Annotated in this window: 19 protein-coding genes; 9 read left to right on the top strand and 10 right to left on the bottom strand. The window is 66.6% G+C overall.

Annotated elements, in window-relative coordinates; genetic code table 11:
- The first annotated feature begins 1 nt into the window (after position 1).
- From PA6_RS10500 to PA6_RS10470, 7 genes are all read left to right on the top strand, one after another.
- A complete protein-coding gene (locus PA6_RS10500) occupies positions 2–502 on the top strand; it encodes a Fur family transcriptional regulator (protein WP_021700894.1) in 501 nt (166 codons plus the stop codon).
- Positions 499–1290, top strand: a complete 792-nt coding sequence (gene znuC, locus PA6_RS10495; RefSeq protein WP_021700893.1) for a zinc ABC transporter ATP-binding protein ZnuC — start codon at positions 499–501, stop codon at positions 1288–1290. The genes PA6_RS10500 and znuC overlap by 4 nt, the downstream gene beginning before the upstream one ends.
- Positions 1290–2078, top strand: a complete 789-nt coding sequence (znuB, locus tag PA6_RS10490; RefSeq protein ID WP_021700892.1) for a zinc ABC transporter permease subunit ZnuB — start codon at positions 1290–1292, stop codon at positions 2076–2078. Before znuC ends, znuB begins: the two co-directional genes overlap by 1 nt.
- 53 nt (positions 2079–2131) lie before the next feature.
- On the top strand, positions 2132–3097 hold the full coding sequence (locus PA6_RS10485) for a hypothetical protein (RefSeq protein WP_021700891.1): 966 nt from the start codon (positions 2132–2134) through the stop codon (positions 3095–3097).
- A gap of 236 nt (positions 3098–3333) precedes the next feature.
- Positions 3334–4341: a methionine ABC transporter ATP-binding protein gene (locus PA6_RS10480; RefSeq protein WP_021700890.1), complete on the top strand. Its 1008-nt coding sequence runs from the start codon at positions 3334–3336 to the stop codon at positions 4339–4341.
- Positions 4338–5018 carry a methionine ABC transporter permease gene (locus PA6_RS10475; protein ID WP_021700889.1) on the top strand — a complete coding sequence of 227 codons (681 nt, stop codon included), beginning with the start codon at positions 4338–4340 and terminating at the stop codon, positions 5016–5018. Before PA6_RS10480 ends, PA6_RS10475 begins: the two co-directional genes overlap by 4 nt.
- A 77-nt stretch (positions 5019–5095) precedes the next feature.
- Positions 5096–5875, top strand: coding sequence for a MetQ/NlpA family ABC transporter substrate-binding protein (locus PA6_RS10470; protein ID WP_021700888.1), 780 nt, complete (start codon positions 5096–5098; stop codon positions 5873–5875).
- A 46-nt stretch (positions 5876–5921) separates the two neighbouring features.
- Here the strand turns inward: PA6_RS10470 and PA6_RS10465 are convergent, their stop codons facing one another.
- Genes PA6_RS10465 through PA6_RS10440 form a run of 6 tightly spaced genes read right to left on the bottom strand, consistent with a single transcriptional unit; the run spans position 5922 to position 10597 of the window.
- Positions 5922–6599 (bottom strand): hypothetical protein, encoded by a 678-nt coding sequence (locus PA6_RS10465; protein ID WP_021700887.1) that lies wholly within the window; start codon positions 6597–6599, stop codon positions 5922–5924.
- Positions 6600–6624: 25 nt separating this feature from the next.
- Positions 6625–7263, bottom strand: a complete 639-nt coding sequence (locus PA6_RS10460) for an SCO family protein (RefSeq protein WP_021700886.1) — start codon at positions 7261–7263, stop codon at positions 6625–6627.
- A 24-nt stretch (positions 7264–7287) separates the two neighbouring features.
- On the bottom strand, positions 7288–8187 hold the full coding sequence (cyoE, locus tag PA6_RS10455) for a heme o synthase (RefSeq protein ID WP_021700885.1): 900 nt from the start codon (positions 8185–8187) through the stop codon (positions 7288–7290).
- Positions 8188–8201: 14 nt separating this feature from the next.
- Complete coding sequence (locus PA6_RS10450; RefSeq protein ID WP_021700884.1) at positions 8202–9260, bottom strand: COX15/CtaA family protein; 1059 nt, start codon at positions 9258–9260, stop codon at positions 8202–8204.
- 31 nt (positions 9261–9291) lie between these two features.
- Positions 9292–9867 carry a hypothetical protein gene (locus PA6_RS10445; protein ID WP_021700883.1) on the bottom strand — a complete coding sequence of 192 codons (576 nt, stop codon included), beginning with the start codon at positions 9865–9867 and terminating at the stop codon, positions 9292–9294.
- Positions 9842–10597, bottom strand: coding sequence for an SURF1 family protein (locus PA6_RS10440; protein WP_043216550.1), 756 nt, complete (start codon positions 10595–10597; stop codon positions 9842–9844). Before PA6_RS10440 ends, PA6_RS10445 begins: the two co-directional genes overlap by 26 nt.
- Before the next feature lie 68 nt (positions 10598–10665).
- Here PA6_RS10440 and PA6_RS10435 point away from each other — a divergent pair, with 68 nt between their 5' ends.
- Entirely contained in the window at positions 10666–10869 is a 204-nt protein-coding gene (locus PA6_RS10435) for a twin transmembrane helix small protein (RefSeq protein WP_021700881.1), read from the top strand.
- A gap of 6 nt (positions 10870–10875) precedes the next feature.
- Here PA6_RS10435 and PA6_RS10430 read toward each other — a convergent pair whose 3' ends face one another.
- From PA6_RS10430 to coxB, 4 genes are read right to left on the bottom strand one after another with little or no spacing between them, the layout of a single operon-like run.
- A complete protein-coding gene (locus PA6_RS10430; RefSeq protein WP_021700880.1) occupies positions 10876–11763 on the bottom strand; it encodes a cytochrome c oxidase subunit 3 in 888 nt (295 codons plus the stop codon).
- A gap of 12 nt (positions 11764–11775) precedes the next feature.
- The gene (locus PA6_RS10425) at positions 11776–12354 is read right to left on the bottom strand and encodes a cytochrome c oxidase assembly protein (RefSeq protein WP_021700879.1); all 579 of its coding nucleotides are present in this window, start codon (positions 12352–12354) and stop codon (positions 11776–11778) included.
- Positions 12355–12364: 10 nt separating this feature from the next.
- The gene (gene ctaD, locus PA6_RS10420; protein WP_021700878.1) at positions 12365–13969 is read right to left on the bottom strand and encodes a cytochrome c oxidase subunit I; all 1605 of its coding nucleotides are present in this window, start codon (positions 13967–13969) and stop codon (positions 12365–12367) included.
- 1 nt (position 13970) lies between these two features.
- Positions 13971–15098 (bottom strand): cytochrome c oxidase subunit II, encoded by a 1128-nt coding sequence (gene coxB / locus PA6_RS10415; protein ID WP_081693970.1) that lies wholly within the window; start codon positions 15096–15098, stop codon positions 13971–13973.
- A 376-nt stretch (positions 15099–15474) separates the two neighbouring features.
- Here coxB and PA6_RS10410 point away from each other — a divergent pair, with 376 nt between their 5' ends.
- Positions 15475–16122, top strand: a complete 648-nt coding sequence (locus PA6_RS10410; RefSeq protein WP_021700876.1) for a hypothetical protein — start codon at positions 15475–15477, stop codon at positions 16120–16122.
- Positions 16123–16128: the final 6 nt, after the last annotated feature.

Below are 16128 nucleotides of genomic sequence, written 5' to 3'. Positions count from 1 at the left end.
CATGTTCAAGCCCCTGACCAGCAACACTCCGCTCGCCTGCCTGCCACACGACCATTCGCGCTGCGTGGCCGATGCCCTGGCCGAGGCCGAGGCCCTGTGCGCGAAACAGGGCACGCGCCTGACCACGCTGCGCAAGCGCGTGCTGGAACTGGTCTGGGCCAGCCACAAGCCGCTGGGCGCCTACGACATCCTCGGCGTACTGAGCGAGGAAGACGGCCGCCGTGCCGCGCCGCCCACCGTCTACCGGGCGCTGGATTTCCTCCTGGAGAACGGCCTGGTGCACCGCATCGCCTCGCTCAACGCCTTCATCGGCTGCGTGCACCCGGGCGAACTGCACCAGGGCCAGTTCCTCATCTGCAAGGCCTGCCATGCGGCCATCGAGCTGGAGCTGCCGGCCATCAGCCAATCCATCGTCGCCGGCGCCGCCGCCGTCGGCTTCGCCGTGGAGAGCCAGACGGTGGAAGTAGTCGGCCTGTGCGCCGGCTGCCAGGGGGCGGCATGAGCGATGCGCTGATTCGCCTCGACGGCGTCAGTGTCGGCTTTGCCGGCCAGGACGTGCTGCAGGACGTGCAACTGAGCCTGCGCGCCGGCGAGATCGTCACCCTGATCGGCCCCAACGGCGCCGGCAAGACCACCCTGGTGCGCACCGTGCTCGGTCTGCTCAAGCCGGACCGCGGCAGCGTGCAGCGCAAGCCGCGCCTGCGCATCGGCTACATGCCGCAGAAACTGCATGTCGATCCGACCCTGCCGCTCTCGGTGCTGCGCTTCCTGCGCCTGGTACCGGGTGTCGACCGCAGCGCCGCGGCGGCTGCGCTGGCCGAAGTCGGCGCCAGCCAGGTGATCGACAGCCCGCTGCAGAGCATCTCCGGCGGCGAGCTGCAGCGCGTGCTGCTGGCCCGCGCCCTGCTGCGCGAGCCCCAGCTGCTGGTGCTGGATGAGCCAGTGCAGGGCGTCGACGTCGCCGGCCAGGCCGAGCTGTACCGCCTGATCACTCAACTGCGCGACCGCCATGGCTGCGGCGTGCTGATGGTCTCGCATGACCTGCATCTGGTGATGAGCGCCACCGACCAGGTGGTCTGCCTGAATCGCCATGTGTGCTGCTCGGGGCACCCGGAGCAGGTCAGCGCCGACCCGGCCTTCGTCGAGCTGTTCGGCCAGGACGCTAAGAGCCTGGCCATCTATCACCACCACCACGACCACAGCCATGACCTGCATGGCGCGGTGGTCAACGAACCGGGCCTGCGTATCCACGGCCCGGCTCATGTCCACGGCCCAGGTTGCAAACACTGATGCCCGATTTTCTGCTCAACGCCCTGCTCGCCGGCCTGGCCCTGGCCCTGGTCGCAGGCCCGCTCGGTTCCTTCGTGGTCTGGCGGCGCATGGCCTATTTCGGCGACACCCTGTCGCACGCTGCGCTGCTCGGCGTGGCCCTGGGCTTCCTGCTCGACCTCAGCCCGACCCTGGCGGTAACCGCCGGCTGCCTGTTGCTGGCCGTGCTGCTGGTCACCCTGCAGCAGCGCCAGCCGCTGGCCTCCGACACCCTGCTGGGCATCCTGGCACCGACCACTCTGTCATTAGGGCTCGTCGTACTGAGCTTTATGGACGAAGTGCGCATCGACCTGATGGCCTACCTGTTCGGCGATCTGCTGGCCGTCAGCCATGAGGACCTGCTGTGGATTCTGGGCGGCAGTGCGCTGGTCATGGCCCTGCTGCTGCCGCTGTGGCGGCGCCTGCTGGCAATCACCGTGCACGAGGAGCTGGCGCGGGTCGAGGGCCTGCCGGTGGCCGCCCTGCGCCTGGCGTTGATGCTGCTGATCGCCGTGGTCATCGCCGTGGCGATGAAGATAGTCGGGGTGCTGCTGATCACCTCGCTGCTCATCATCCCGGCCGCCGCCGCCCAGCGCCACGCACGCACCCCGGAGCAGATGGCGATAGGTGCCAGTTTGCTCGGCATGCTCGCGGTAGCCGCGGGCTTGAGCCTCTCCTGGTTCCAGGACACGCCAGCCGGGCCTTCTATCGTGGTATCAGCCGCAGCAATTTTCCTCGCAGGCTTTGCCCTGCCGCGTCGGGCCCGCTAGGATTGGGCGTTTTTTGCCCAGCCCAAAACGAAACAGAACCAGCGGGTCACATAATGAACAAGCCAAGCAACCGTTATCTTGCAGTGCTCGCCCTGAGCCTGCTGCTGGGCGAAGCCCGCGCCGACTACTGGACCGTGGACGAGCTGGTCGAAGGCTTCAACCAGGTGTCGGCGCAGATCGCCCGTGGCGAGCTGCAGGCCGCTGAAGCCGGCCTGGACGCCCTGCGCCAGCGCACCGCGAGCAACGATGTGCGCATCGGCCAGTACCAGCGTGAGCTGGCCAGCGCCTACCTGCAGCAGGGCCGCCAGCAACTGCAGGCCGGCGACAAGGCCGGCGCCGGCGCCACCCTGGCCAAGGGCGAGCGCCACCTGGCCGCCACCTCTCCGACATTCCGCCAGCAGTATCAGGCCGTCGTCGCCGAGGGCGGCAGCGCCAAGCCGGCAGCGGCGCCGGTCGCGGCAGCCAAGCCACAGCCGGTGGCCAAGCCTGCCGAGGCGAAAGCCCCCGAGGAGCGGCGCGAGGATGTCGAACGCCGCCTGCGCGAGGCCGAAGCGACCATCGCCAGGAAAGAGGCCGAGCGCGCCCGCCAGCAGCAGCTGGCCGAGGAGAAAGCCGCAGCCGAGCGCGAGGCAGCCCAGCAGGCTGCCGCCGCGCAACCTGCCGCTGCCCCAGCGCCCGCGGTGGCCAAGGTCGAAGCCGCCAAACCGGCCGTGGCCGCCGCACCGCGTGCACGCCTGATCGACCCGGCCGCCGCCAGCAGCAGCGTGCCCATGCCGATGCTCGACGCCAACGACCGCGACAGCCTGCGCAACCTGCTCGACCAGGTCGCCGCCGACGTGGTCGCCTTCGACTGCGCGGTACGCCTGGAAGTGCGCGAGGCCAAGGACTATCCCTTCGTCGCCGCGCTGCTCTCGGCGCGGATCAAGAAGCTCGACCCGGGCTTCTCGCCGCAGTTCTCGCCGGTGCTCAAGCCGGATCAGGAGCCGCGCCTGGTGCTCAGCCCGCAAAGCAACGGCTGACCTCCGGCGGCAGGACAGTGCAGGGCGGGTGCACCCCGCGCGGGTAGACCCGCGGGGTGTACCCGCCCTGCTTGCTTATGCCTTTCTGATAGCAATTCAGGCCAATAAAGACTAAGACCGCATAAACAAAGCGGCTAAAATGCCCGGCTTTCGGCCAACCGCCTACGCTTGCTGAAATCGCCGGCACCACCTGCCTGCCGGCAGACAGCCTTCAACGTACCCACAAGGTTCGCTCAGTGATCGAGTTCCACCACGTCCAGAAGACCTATCGGGTCTCCGGGCGGGACGTTCCCGCCCTGCAGTCCACCGACCTGCGCATCGAGCAGGGTCAGGTGTTCGGCCTGATCGGCCATTCCGGCGCCGGCAAGAGCACCCTGCTGCGCCTGATCAACCGCCTCGAGGAGCCCTCGGCCGGCCGCATCCTGGTCGCCGGCGAGGACGTCACCGCCCTCGACGCCACCGGCCTGCGCCGCTTCCGTCGCCAGGTCGGGATGATCTTCCAGCACTTCAACCTGCTGTCGTCGAAGACCGTGGCCGCCAACGTGGCCATGCCGCTGGAGCTGGCTGGCGAACTGGGCCGCGCCGAGATCAACCAGCGCGTCGCCGAACTACTGGCCCGAGTCGGCCTCACCGAGCATGCCGACAAGTACCCCGCGCAGCTGTCCGGCGGCCAGAAGCAGCGCGTCGGCATCGCCCGCGCCCTGGCCACCCGGCCGAAGATCCTGCTCTGCGACGAAGCCACCAGCGCACTGGACCCGCAGACCACCGCCCAGGTCCTGCAACTGCTGGCCGAGATCAACCGCGAGCTGGGCCTGACCATCGTCCTCATCACCCACGAGATGGACGTGATCCGTCGGGTCTGCGACCAGGTGGCGGTGATGGACGGCGGGCGCATCGTCGAACAGGGCCCGGTGGCCCAGGTGTTCCTCCACCCGCAGCACGAGACCACGCGCCGCTTCGTGCTGGAAGACGAGCAGGTCGACGAGAACGAGCAGCGCGACGACTTCGCCCATGTCGACGGCCGCATCCTGCGCCTGACCTTCCAGGGTGAGGCCACCTACGCGCCGCTGCTCGGCACCGTGGCGCGCGAGACCGGGGTGGACTACAGCATCCTGGCCGGGCGCATCGACCGCATCAAGGATACCCCCTACGGCCAGCTGACCCTGGCCCTGACTGGCGGCGACATCGACGCCGCGCTGGCGCGCTTCCAGGCCGCCGACGTGCATCTGGAGGTGCTGCGATGATCGAGTCCCTGCTGACCCGCTGGCTGCCCAATGTCGACTGGCAGGAGATCGGCTACGCCAGCCTCGACACCCTCAACATGCTCGGCGGCGCCACCCTGTTCACCGTGCTGCTCGGCCTGCCGCTGGGCGTGCTGCTGTTCCTCACCGGCCCGCGGCAGATGTTCGAACAGCGCGCGCTGTATGCCTTGCTGTCGCTGGTGGTGAACGTGCTGCGCTCGGTGCCGTTCGTTATCCTGCTGATCCTGATGATCCCGCTGACCGTGCTGATCACCGGCACCTCGCTGGGCGTCGCCGGCGCGATCCCGCCGCTGGTGGTGGGCGCCACGCCGTTCTTCGCGCGCCTGGTGGAGACCGCCTTGAGAGAGGTGGATCGCGGCATCATCGAGGCGACCCAGGCGATGGGTGCCAGCACCCTGCAGATCATCTTCCGCGCCCTGCTGCCGGAGGCGTTGCCGGGGCTGATCGCGGCCACCACCGTGACCGCCATCACCCTGGTGTCCTACACCGCGATGAGCGGCCTGATCGGCGGCGGCGGCCTCGGCGACCTGGCCGTGCGCTACGGCTATCAGCGCTACCAGCCGGACGTGATGGCGGTCACCGTCATCCTCCTGCTGATCCTGGTGCAGGTGCTGCAGATGGTCGGCGACAGGCTGGTCATCCACTTCTCGCGCAAATAAACGATTTCGCCACACCTAGAACAGCGGGCGACCGGCCACCCGTCGGACCCCGCGCCATATCCCACAAGGAGCTGAACATGAAGAAACTGCTGACTGCCCTGGCCGCCGCTGCGGCCCTCACCTCCGCCGCCGCGCACGCTGGCGAGATCAGTGTCGCGGCCACCGCCGTGCCGCACGCGGAGCTGCTCGAATTCGTCAAACCGGCCCTGGCCAAAGAGGGCGTCGAACTGAAGATCAAGGTCTTCACCGACTACGTACAGCCCAACGTACAGGTTGCCGAAGGCCGCCTGGACGCCAACTTCTTCCAGCACCAGCCGTACCTGGACGAGTTCAACGCCTCGCGTGGCACCGCCCTGGTGAGCATCGCCGGCGTGCACGTCGAGCCCTTCGGCGCCTACTCGAGCAAGATCAAGAAGCTCGACGAACTGAGCGAAGGCTCTCAGGTGGTGATCCCCAACGACGCCACCAACGGCGGTCGCGCCCTGCTGCTGCTGCAGAAGGCCGGCGTGATCAAGCTGAAGGACGGCGCCGGCATCACCGCCACCGTCAAGGACATCGCCGAGAACCCGAAGGGCATCAAGGTGCGTGAACTGGAAGCGGCCACCCTGCCGCGCGTGCTGGCTCAGGTCGACCTGGCCCTGATCAACACCAACTACGCCCTGGAAGCCGGCCTCAACCCGACCAAGGACGCCCTGGTGATCGAAGGCGCCGACTCGCCCTACGTCAACATCCTGGTGACCACCGCCGAGAAGAAGGACAACGCCGATCTGCAGAAGCTGGCCAAGGCCCTGCACACTCCGGAAGTGAAGAAGTTCATTGCCGACCAGTACAAGGGTGCCGTTGTCCCGGCGTTCTGATCGCGTCAGCTGCCAACGAAAAGCCCGCTCATCGAGCGGGCTTTTTTCATTCCGGCTGGCGCCAGAGCCAGACCGCCAGCCAGAAGAACCAGAGCAGGGCAAGCAGCGAGGCGGGCATGCTCCAGTTCATTGCTCGTTCGGAGAAGCCATCGTGGCCCTGCAGCAGGGCGGCCAGCAGATTGGCACCACCCGCCAGCAGCACACCGAGCGCCAGGCCACGCGGCGCCGGGCGGCTCAGCCACAGCGCCGGCGCATACAACAGCAGACTGATGGAAAAGCTCAGACCGAACAGTGCGGCCAGTCCCGCCTCGATCTGCCGTACGCCGAAGGTGGCGGCGAACAGCTGGCTCCTGAGTGGCTCCTCGGCGTGCGCCCACTGGTCGACCATCAACTTCAGCGCCACGCCATCCACCGCTTGCAGGGCAAAAGCCAGGGCCAGGCTGGCCAGGGCGCAGGCCGCTCCGAACAACGCCCAGACCCCGGACTGGCCGGCGCGCAGGCGCCAGCTCAGCGCCAGCAGGGCGAGCACCCCGAGCAGCACGCCCAGCAGCTGGATCAGATGGCTGGCCAGCCAGTGGTGGTCGGCGGCGTATTCGGCAAAGGCCGCGGCGGCGTCCCAGGGCGCGGCCTGCATCGGGTGCAGCGAGGTACCCAACGTCAGCAGCAGGGCGCCGCAAAAAGCGGCGCCGGCCCCCAGGCGCGAACAGTAGCGGGTATCGATCATCTGCGCCCTCCCTGGCGCGCTGTCCTCAGCCGTCGCTGAGCAGCAACTGCGGCAACTGCGCGGCCAGCTTGTCGTTGTTCAGCGGCGCACGGATGAAACCACGCTGGCTGCCATCCGGACCGATGATGACCAGGTTGCCGCTGTGGTCGACGGTGTAGTTTTCCTTGCTGGTATCCGCGGGGATGAAGGGGATGCTGACGGCGCTGGCCAGCTTCTGGATATCGGCCTGGGCACCGGTCAGCCCCTGGAACCCGGCATCGAAGAAGCCCAGGTATTTCTTCAGCTGCTCGGGGGTGTCGCGGTGCGGGTCGACCGTCACCAGCACCACGCGCAGCTTGTCCTTGGCCTCGGCGGGCAGCATGCCCTGCAGCTGGCGCAGCTGCGCCAGGGTCGCCGGGCAGATGTCCGGGCAGAAGGTGTAGCCGAAGAACAGCAGGCTCCACTTGTCCTTGAGCTGATCGAGCTGCACCGGCTGGCCGTCCTGGTCGGTCAGAGCCAGGCCCGGCAGGCTGCGGCTCTGCGGCAGCAGGACGATACCGGCATCGAGCATCGCCACCTTGTCGGTGCCGTCGCCCTTGCTGTTCAGCACCTTGTTGACGGTAAGCCCCAGCACCAGGGCGACGAAGGCGGCGAGGACGATGACGGTCTTCTGGGTACGGCTCATGAAATCTCTCTTGGGTTCGGCACGCTACACGTTGAGCAGCAGGTAGTGGTCGACGAGCAGGGCGATGAACAGCAGGAACAGGTACCAGATACTGTACTTGAAGGTGTTGATCGCCGCGTGCGGTCGGCTGTCACGGTACAGCACCCAGGCCCAGAACATGAAGCGCCCGCCGAGCAGCAGTGCAGCCACGAGATAGAGCGGTCCGCTCATGTGGATGGCATAGGGCAGCAGGGTCACGGCGAGCATCGCGGCGGTATACAGCAGGATGTGCACCTTGGTGTAATGCTCGCCATGGGTCACCGGCAGCATGGGGATGTCGGCCTTGGCGTATTCCTCCTTGCGGTGGATGGCCAGGGCCCAGAAATGCGGCGGGGTCCAGGCGAAGATGATCAGCACCAGCAGCAGCGGCTCGGCACTCAGGTGCCCGGTGGCAGCGACCCAGCCGAGCAGCGGCGGCGCGGCGCCGGCCAGGCCGCCGATGACGATGTTCTGCGGCGTGGCGCGCTTGAGAAAACCGGTATAGAGCACCGCATAGCCGAGCAGCGAGGCAAGGGTCAGCCAGGCGGTCAGCTCGTTGGTGAAGGCCAGCAGCAGCGCCTGGCCGGCCACCGCCAGGAGCAGGGCGAAGCCCAGCGCCGCCGGCACCGTGACCCGTCCGGCGGTCACCGGACGCTTGTGGGTGCGCGCCATGATCGAGTCGATGCGCCGGTCCACCACGTGGTTGACCGCCGCCGCCGCGCCGGCACACAGGCCGATACCGAGGTTGCCGAACACCAGCACGGTCCAGGGCACGCCGGCGCGGGTGGCGAGGAACATGCCGACCAGCGAGGTGATCAGCATCAACAGCACCACCTTCGGCTTGGTCAGCTCCAGATAGTCGCGCCAGCTGGCGGCTTCGGAGTGGGCTCGCAGCACAGTAGCCATGGCATCTCTCCTTCTTATTTACCCAGCGGGGCGAGGCGGGTGGCGGCCAGATCGGCCGGCTCCCGGCTATGCGCCGCCAGGGGATGCGCCCGCAGGCGATAGTTGATCAGCACCAGTACCAGCAGCAGCGCGGCGCCGCCGGCGTTGTGCGCCACCGCCACCGCCAGCGGCAGGTGCAGCAGCACGTTGCTCACGCCCAGGCTGACCTGCACGGCCAGGGCCAGCAGCAGCAGGCCGGCCAGGCGAGCGAGGCCGGCGGCACGCAGGCGCCAGGCCAGCAGCAGCAGGACCAGACTGAGCACCAGCGCGCCGAGGCGGTGGGTCATGTGGATGGCGGTGCGCGCGTCGCTGTCGAGCTGGCCGCCGAGGTAGTTGGGGCCGATGTGCTGGGTCAGGTGGAAGCCGTTGGCGAAGTCCATCGCCGGCCACCACTCGCCGTGACAGGTCGGCAGGTCGACGCAGGCCACCGCCGCATAGTTGGAGCTGACCCAGCCACCCAGGGCGATCTGGCCCACGGCCAGCAGCAGGGCCAGGCCCGCCAGCGCCCGCAACCGCCGCGATATCGCCGGCAGGACCGGCAACGCAGCGGACAGGCGCAGGCACAGAAGGAACAGCAACGACAGGGTGGCGAAGCCGCCGAGCAGGTGCGCGGTGACCACCTGCGGCCAGAGCTGCAGGGTCACCGTCCACATGCCGAAGGCAGCCTGGGCGATCACCACGCCGAGCAGCAGCAGCGGCAACTTCAGTGGCTGGCCGTCCTGGCCGCGACGACGCAGGGCCTGCACGGCCAGGCCGAGGATGACCAGGCCGAGGCTGCCGGCGAAGTAGCGGTGGACCATCTCGTTCCAGCCCTTCTCCACCTCCACCGGCGCCTCGGGGAAGCGCGCTTCGGCAACGGCCTGCTTGTGCTCGCTCATCGGCACGCCGATGAAGCCGTAGCAACCGGGCCAGTCCGGGCAGCCAAGACCGGCATGGGTCAGTCGGGTGTAGGCGCCGAGCAGCACCACGACCACCGCCAGGGCGGTGGCGAACAGGGCCAGGCGATAGCCGGGCAGGGTCTTGCGATCACTCATCCGGGGCCTCTCTTGTTGTTGTGCTGGCCGCCTAACCGATCTGCGAGAGCTTCAGCAGCAAGCGCAGGTCGGTGAGGATGTCCTTGCCCTTGCTCTTGGCGTCGTAACGCAGCACCAGGTTGCCGTGCGGGTCGACTATCCACAGCTGCGCACCCTGGCCTGCCGGCACCGCCTTGTCGTACTTCAGGCTGTCCAGCACGTAGCGGCCGAGCTGCGGGTATTCGCGCTGCAACTGCTGGTCGTAATCGGCCGCCAGTGGGCGACTGACTGCCAGGCCGTGGGCGGCACGGGCAGCCTCGCGATTGAGGCCGATGTGGATCTGCCGGGCGGCATACACCAGCTGGCGGCAATCCTCGGCGCAGTCGCCGGGCGTGGTGACCAACAGCTGCCAGCGTTCCTGGGCGGCGCCCTGCACGCCGATATCGGCCAGCTGGCTGCCATCGCCGATCAGGGCGCCGTGGTAATTGCGGCTGTCCGGCACCCAGAAGCGCCACTGGTACATGGCGGTGGCGAGGATCATCGGGCCGATGGCCACCAGCAGCAGCAGGATCAGCTGCCAGCGCCCGCGCGCACGCGGTGCTTCAGGAGTGGAAAGGGCCGGACTCATGGCTGGGCTCATGCGATTTCTCCCGCGCGGATTGTCTTGAAGTGTGGATACCGAGATAGAGGTAGAGGCCGACGAGGGCGGCGGCCAGGGCGAACCACTGCACGGCGTAGCCGGTGTGCTTGTCCGGGCTCATGGCCAGCAGCGGCCACTCGGCCTGGTAGGCAGCGGGGCCGGGCTCCAGGCGCACCTCGTAGGCCAGACCGCCACGGCCGAGCTGACGCCACAGCTGCTCCGGCTCGACGGCGGTGATCAGTCGCGGCCAGTCACCGCTGGCGGGGTCGGCCTGTAACTGGAAGGGCTCACCAACCGGCACATGCACCCGCGCCAGCAGCTCCAGCGGCTGCTCGGGAGTCGTGAACTGTGGCGGCGTGCGCCGGTCCGGCCAGGGCAGCCAGCCGCGGTTGACCAGCAGCCACAGGCCGGAGGCCTGGTCGTAGAAGGGTTGCAGCAGCTCGACGCCAACCTTGCCGCCGCGCTGGCGGTTATCCAGCAGCAGGCTGTGTTGCTCGTCGAACTGGCCGCGCAGGCGGATGCGCAGGTGCGCCAGGTCGGCACGCCGCTCCAGCTCGGCGACGCTCATCGGCTCGGCATGCTCGCGGGCGGCAAAGTCGGCGAGCAACGCCCGCTTCTCCTCGGCCCGCGACAGCTGCCAGAACCCGAGGCCAAGCAGCAACGGCAGCAGCAGCGCCGCCGCGATGCTGGGCCACCAGCCCGGGCGAAAGCCTGTCACGGCCTGCCCCCGAATCGTCTGGCTATACTCGAACTGCACACCATCTCCCCCATCCCCCGGAGTCACGCATGCTCAAGGCCGCGATCATCCTCCTGCTGCTGGCCACCCTGGTCAGCCTGTTCAGCGGCCTGTTCTTCCTGGTCAGGGACGAAGGCCGCGGTTTGCGTGTGGTCAACTCGCTGAGCGTTCGCGTGGTCCTCACCGCCATCACCGTGGCGCTAATTGCCTGGGGCTTCTACAGCGGCCAACTGGTCAGCCACGTGACCTGGTGACCCTCCCTAGAGCACGTAGACGAAGATAAACAGGCCCAGCCAGACCACGTCGACGAAGTGCCAGTACCAGCTGGCCGCCTCGAATCCGAAGTGCTTGTCGCCATCGAAATGGCCCTTGAGGATGCGCACCAGCATCACCGTGAGGATGATCGCGCCCAGGGTCACGTGGGCGCCGTGGAAGCCGGTGAGCATGAAGAAGGTGGCGCCGTAGATGCCCGAGCCGAGGGTCAGACCCAGTTCGGTGTAGGCCTCGATGTATTCCTCGACCTGCAGCACCAGGAAGGCCGCGCCCAGCAGAATGGTCAGCGCCAGCCAGGCCTTGAGCGGGCCACGCTTGTTCTTCTTCAGCGCGTGGTGGGCGAAGGTCACGGTGAAGCTGGAGGACACCAGCAAGATGGTGTTGATCAGCGGCAGGTGCCAGGGGTCGATCACCGCCGTTGGCGGCGGGAACAGCTTGGAGTCGGGGTTGCTGAGCAGCGGCCAGCTGTACTCGAAGCCCTCCCACAGCATGTTGCTCACACCCTTGTCGCCCTCGCCTCCCAGCCAGGGGCCGGCGAAGGTGCGGATGTAGAACAGCGCGCCGAAGAAGGCGGCGAAGAACATCACCTCGGAGAAGATGAACCAGCTCATGCCCCAGCGGAACGAGCGGTCCATCTGCGCGCTGTACAGGCCGCCACGGCTCTCCTTGATCACGTTGCCGAACCAGCCGAACAGCATCCAGGCGAGCAGCAGGCCGCCGACGAAGAAGATCAGCGGACCATGGGACTCGGCGCGCTCGGCCTTCATGTCGTTGAACCAGGTGCCGACCCCGTAGACCGAGATCAGCATGCCCAGGGTGGCGATGATCGGCCACTTGCTCTGGGCGGGAACGTAGTAGTTCTCATGACTCGACATTTCTTATTCTCCTTATGGAGCCGCCCGGTCAGGGGCTGTCTGGGCAAGAGTCACCTGCGCGACAGGCGGTTTGCGCGCAGTGATATCGAACAGGGTGTAGGCCAGGGTCAGGTGCTTCACATCCTTGGGTAGGTCGCGGTCGACGATGAAGCGCACCGGCATCTCGATGCGCTCGCCGGGCTGCAGCACCTGCTGGGTGAAGCAGAAGCACTCGGTCTTGTGGAAGAAGGCCGCGGCCTTGGACGGCGCCACGCTGGGGATGGCCTGGGCGGTCATCGGCTTGTCCGTGGGGTTGTGGGCGACGAACAGCATCTCATTGCTCGCCCCAGCCACCACCGTCAGCTCGTCCGCCTTGGGATGAAACTCCCAGACCATGTCGGCGGAGTTGGTGGCGAGGAACTGCACGCGTACCTGGCGCGACTCGTCCACCGCCTGCTGGCCCTGATAGGCGCCGGCGGTCTTGCCGTTGATGCCGAAGGCCTGACACATCACGTCGTAGATCGGCACCAGGGCGAAGCCGAAGGCGAACATGCCGACCACCACCGCCAGCAGGCGAATGACCAGACGGCGGTTGTCCAGGGCTTCGCTCATGGCCGCGCTCCTACTTCACTTCCGGCGGGGTGCTGAAGGTGTGGTAAGGCGCCGGCGAGGGTACCGTCCACTCCAGCCCCTCCGCGCCATCCCAGGGCTTGGCCGGGGCAGGCTTGCCGCCACGGATGCACTTGATGACGATGAACAGGAAGAGGAACTGGGTCGCACCGAAGGTGAAGGCGCCGATCGACGAGAGCATGTTGAAGTCGGCGAACTGCAGGTTGTAGTCCGGGATGCGCCGCGGCATGCCAGCGAGGCCGACGAAGTGCATCGGGAAGAACGCCAGGTTCATGCCGATGAAACTCATCCAGAAGTGCAGCTTGGCCAGGGTCTCGTCATACATGTGGCCGGTCCACTTGGGCAGCCAGTAGTAGGCCGAGGCGAAGATGCCGAAGATCGCCCCGGGCACCAGCACGTAGTGGAAGTGCGCCACCACGAAGTAGGTGTCGTGGTACTGGAAGTCCGCCGGGGCGATGGCCAGCATCAGCCCGGAGAAGCCGCCGATGGTGAACAGGATGACGAACGCCACGGCGAACAGCATCGGCGCCTCGAACGTCATCGAGCCCTGCCACATGGTGCTCACCCAGTTGAACACCTTCACCCCGGTGGGCACGGCGATCAGCATGGTGGCGTACATGAAGAACAGCTCGCCGGTCAGCGGGATGCCGACGGTGAACATGTGGTGGGCCCAGACGATGAACGACAGGAAGGCGATCGACGCGGTGGCATAGACCATCGAGGTGTAGCCGAACAGCGGCTTGCGCGCGAAGGCCGGGATGATCGAGCTGACGGCGCCGAAGGCCGGCAGGATCATGATGTACACCTCAGGATGGCCGAAGAACCAGAACACGTGCTGGAACAGCACCGGGTCGCCGCCGCCGGCCGCGTTGAAGAAGCTGGTGCCGAAGTGGATGTCCATCAGCATCATGGTCACGCAGCCGGCCAGTACCGGCATCACCGCGATCAACAGGAAGGCGGTGATCAGCCAGGTCCAGACGAACAGCGGCATCTTCATCAGGGTCATGCCGGGGGCGCGCAGGTTGAGGATGGTGGCGATCACGTTGATCGCGCCCATGATCGAGCTGATGCCCATCAGGTGTACGGCGAAGATGAAGAAGGTGACGCTCTCCGGCGCGTAGGTGGTCGACAGCGGCGCGTAGAAGGTCCAGCCGAAGTTCGGCCCGCCACCGGCGGTGAACAGGGTACTGACCAGCAGACCGAAGGCCGCCGGCAGCAACCAGAAGCTGAAGTTGTTCATCCGCGGCAGCGCCATGTCCGGCGCGCCGATCATCAGCGGGATCATCCAGTTGGCCAGACCGACGAAGGCCGGCATCACCGCACCGAAGACCATGATCAGGCCGTGCATGGTGGTCATCTGGTTGAAGAACTCCGGCTGCACGATCTGCAGGCCGGGCTGGAACAGCTCGGCGCGAATCACCATGGCCATGGACCCGCCCAGCAGGAACATGGCGAAGCTGAACCACAGGTACATCGTGCCGATGTCCTTGTGGTTGGTGGTCAGTACCCAGCGCATCAGGCCCTTGGCAGGGCCGTGGTGGTGGTCATGCCCGGCATGACCGTGGCCAGCGTGGCCCGGATCGATCACTGCACTCATGTCACTTCTCCTCGGCCTGCTTGAGCGCCAGCACTTCCTGCGGGGTGACCATGTCGTTCATGGCGTTGCCCCAGGCGTTGCGCTCGTAGGTAATGACGGCGGCGATATCCACTTCCGACAGCTGCTTGCCGAACGCGGCCATGGCGGTGCCGGGTTTGCCGTGGAAGACGATGTCGAGGTGACCCTGCTTGGGCCCGGTGGCGATCTTCGAGCCCTTGAGTGCCGGGAACATCGGCGGCAGGCCCTGGCCCTCGGCCTGGTGACAGGACGCGCAGGCGGTGTGATAGACCTTGTCGCCGCGCTCGACCAGCTCCTGCAGCGTCCACTCCTTGGTGGTCAGCTCCTTGAGCTTGGCGGCCTCTTCCTTGCGCACGGCCAGCCATTTGGCGAAGTCTTCCTTGCTCTTGGCCTCGACCACCACCGGCATGAAGCCGTGGTCCTTGCCGCACAGTTCGGTGCACTGGCCACGGTAGATGCCGGGCTCCTCGATGCGCGTCCAGGATTCGTTGACGAAGCCGGGAATGGCGTCCTTCTTCACCGCCAGCGCCGGCACCCACCAGGAGTGGATCACGTCGGCCGCGGTGATCAGGAAGCGCACCTTGGTGCCCACCGGCACCACCAGCGGCTCGTCCACCTCCAGCAGGTAGTGCTCCCCCTTGTCGGCCTGGTTGTGGATCTGCGCGGCCGGGGTCGCCAGGTTGCTGAAGAACTCGACGTCCTGGCCCAGGTATTTGTAGTGCCACTTCCACTGGTAGCCGGTGATCTGGATATCCAGCTCCGACTCGGAAGTGTCGTAGATCTCGATCAGCGTCTTGGTCGCCGGTACCGCCATCACCACCAGGATAACGAAAGGCACGACGGTCCAGAGAATCTCCACCGTGGTGCTTTCATGGAAGTGGGCGGGCTTCTGGCCAGTGGAGCGGCGGTGGATCAGCATCGACCAGAACATCACGCCGAACACCACCACGCCGATCACGACGCAGATCCAGAAGATGATCATGTGCAGGTCGAAGACTGAACGACTGACCTCGGTGGCACCCGGCAGCATGTTCACTGCCCACTCGGCCTGCGCCGAGCTGAATGCCAACCACAGCAGGAGGCCCATCCAGACTCGTGGATGTCGCATCATTGCGGGTTCCCCTCGTTGTTCTTGTTATCCCGCCGGCTAAAGCCCGCGGCTCAGGGATCGACCTTGCCGATACTGCTGGCTACCACTGTCGAAACCTCTCCGTGCCGCAGCCCGTCCGGTTCCATCAGGTAACGCCTTGCGATTTCGAGTATAGACAGGGAGTGCGACATCACAACGCAGTCAGAAAAATAACGCCCGATTTCCGCTCACCCCGCCCAGGCCAGGGGCTGCGCGGGCTGGAAAAAAGAACAGGCTGTCTCCATATAGCGACGACGAATAACCGTTAAATAATTATGACAATCCGATCTTAGCGGCAGCCCTCGGCCAGCTAAGGTGAATTCTCGTTTGCAACTCTCATGTCCCTTCCGGAGCCGTCATGAATACGCCCGCCCTACGCGAACAGATTCAGCTCGCCCTCGTTCAGGAAGCCAGCAGCGGTGCGCTGGCGCGTCAACTGCAGCATCAGCTCGATCTGCTGCACCCGACCATCCAGCTGCCCGCCAGTGATGCTCATGGCGTACTCACGCGTTTCGTCACCTCCTACGTCGAGCAGGTACCGGATGTACTGGACGCCGCCCATGCGGTGGCCCGCGAGGCCGGGATCGAGGCGCAGGTGAAACCGGTGCTGAAACTGGCCGAGCAGTTCTTCCTCAGCCCGCCGAGCATCCTGGAGGGTCACCAGGGCCTGGACGCCCTGCTCGACGAGGCCTACCTGGCCCATCGCCTGGTCGAGGAGGTCAACGATCGCTACATCACTCACCTCGGCCAGCCGCTGATTCCGCTGGATACCACGGTTGCCAATGTGATCGCTCACCAGCTGATCGGCGAGCCCTTCGCCAACCAGCTGGACGAGGCCGTGCACCATGCAGTGGACGAGCTGCTCGATGAGCAGGTGTTCCAGCAGAGCTCGGTACAGGAGTACCGCACGCGCCTGAGCAACCCGCAGACAGTGGCGGCCTGGCAGAACTGGCCATGCCTGTCGCGCCAGCTGGGTGTCGAACTGGGCCTGCCGGTGAGTGCCTGAATGCGC

The sequence above is a fragment of the Aquipseudomonas alcaligenes NBRC 14159 genome (genome assembly GCF_000467105.1).
GTDB classification, from domain to species: domain Bacteria; phylum Pseudomonadota; class Gammaproteobacteria; order Pseudomonadales; family Pseudomonadaceae; genus Aquipseudomonas; species Aquipseudomonas alcaligenes.
This window is presented reverse-complemented; position numbering and strand designations above follow the sequence as displayed.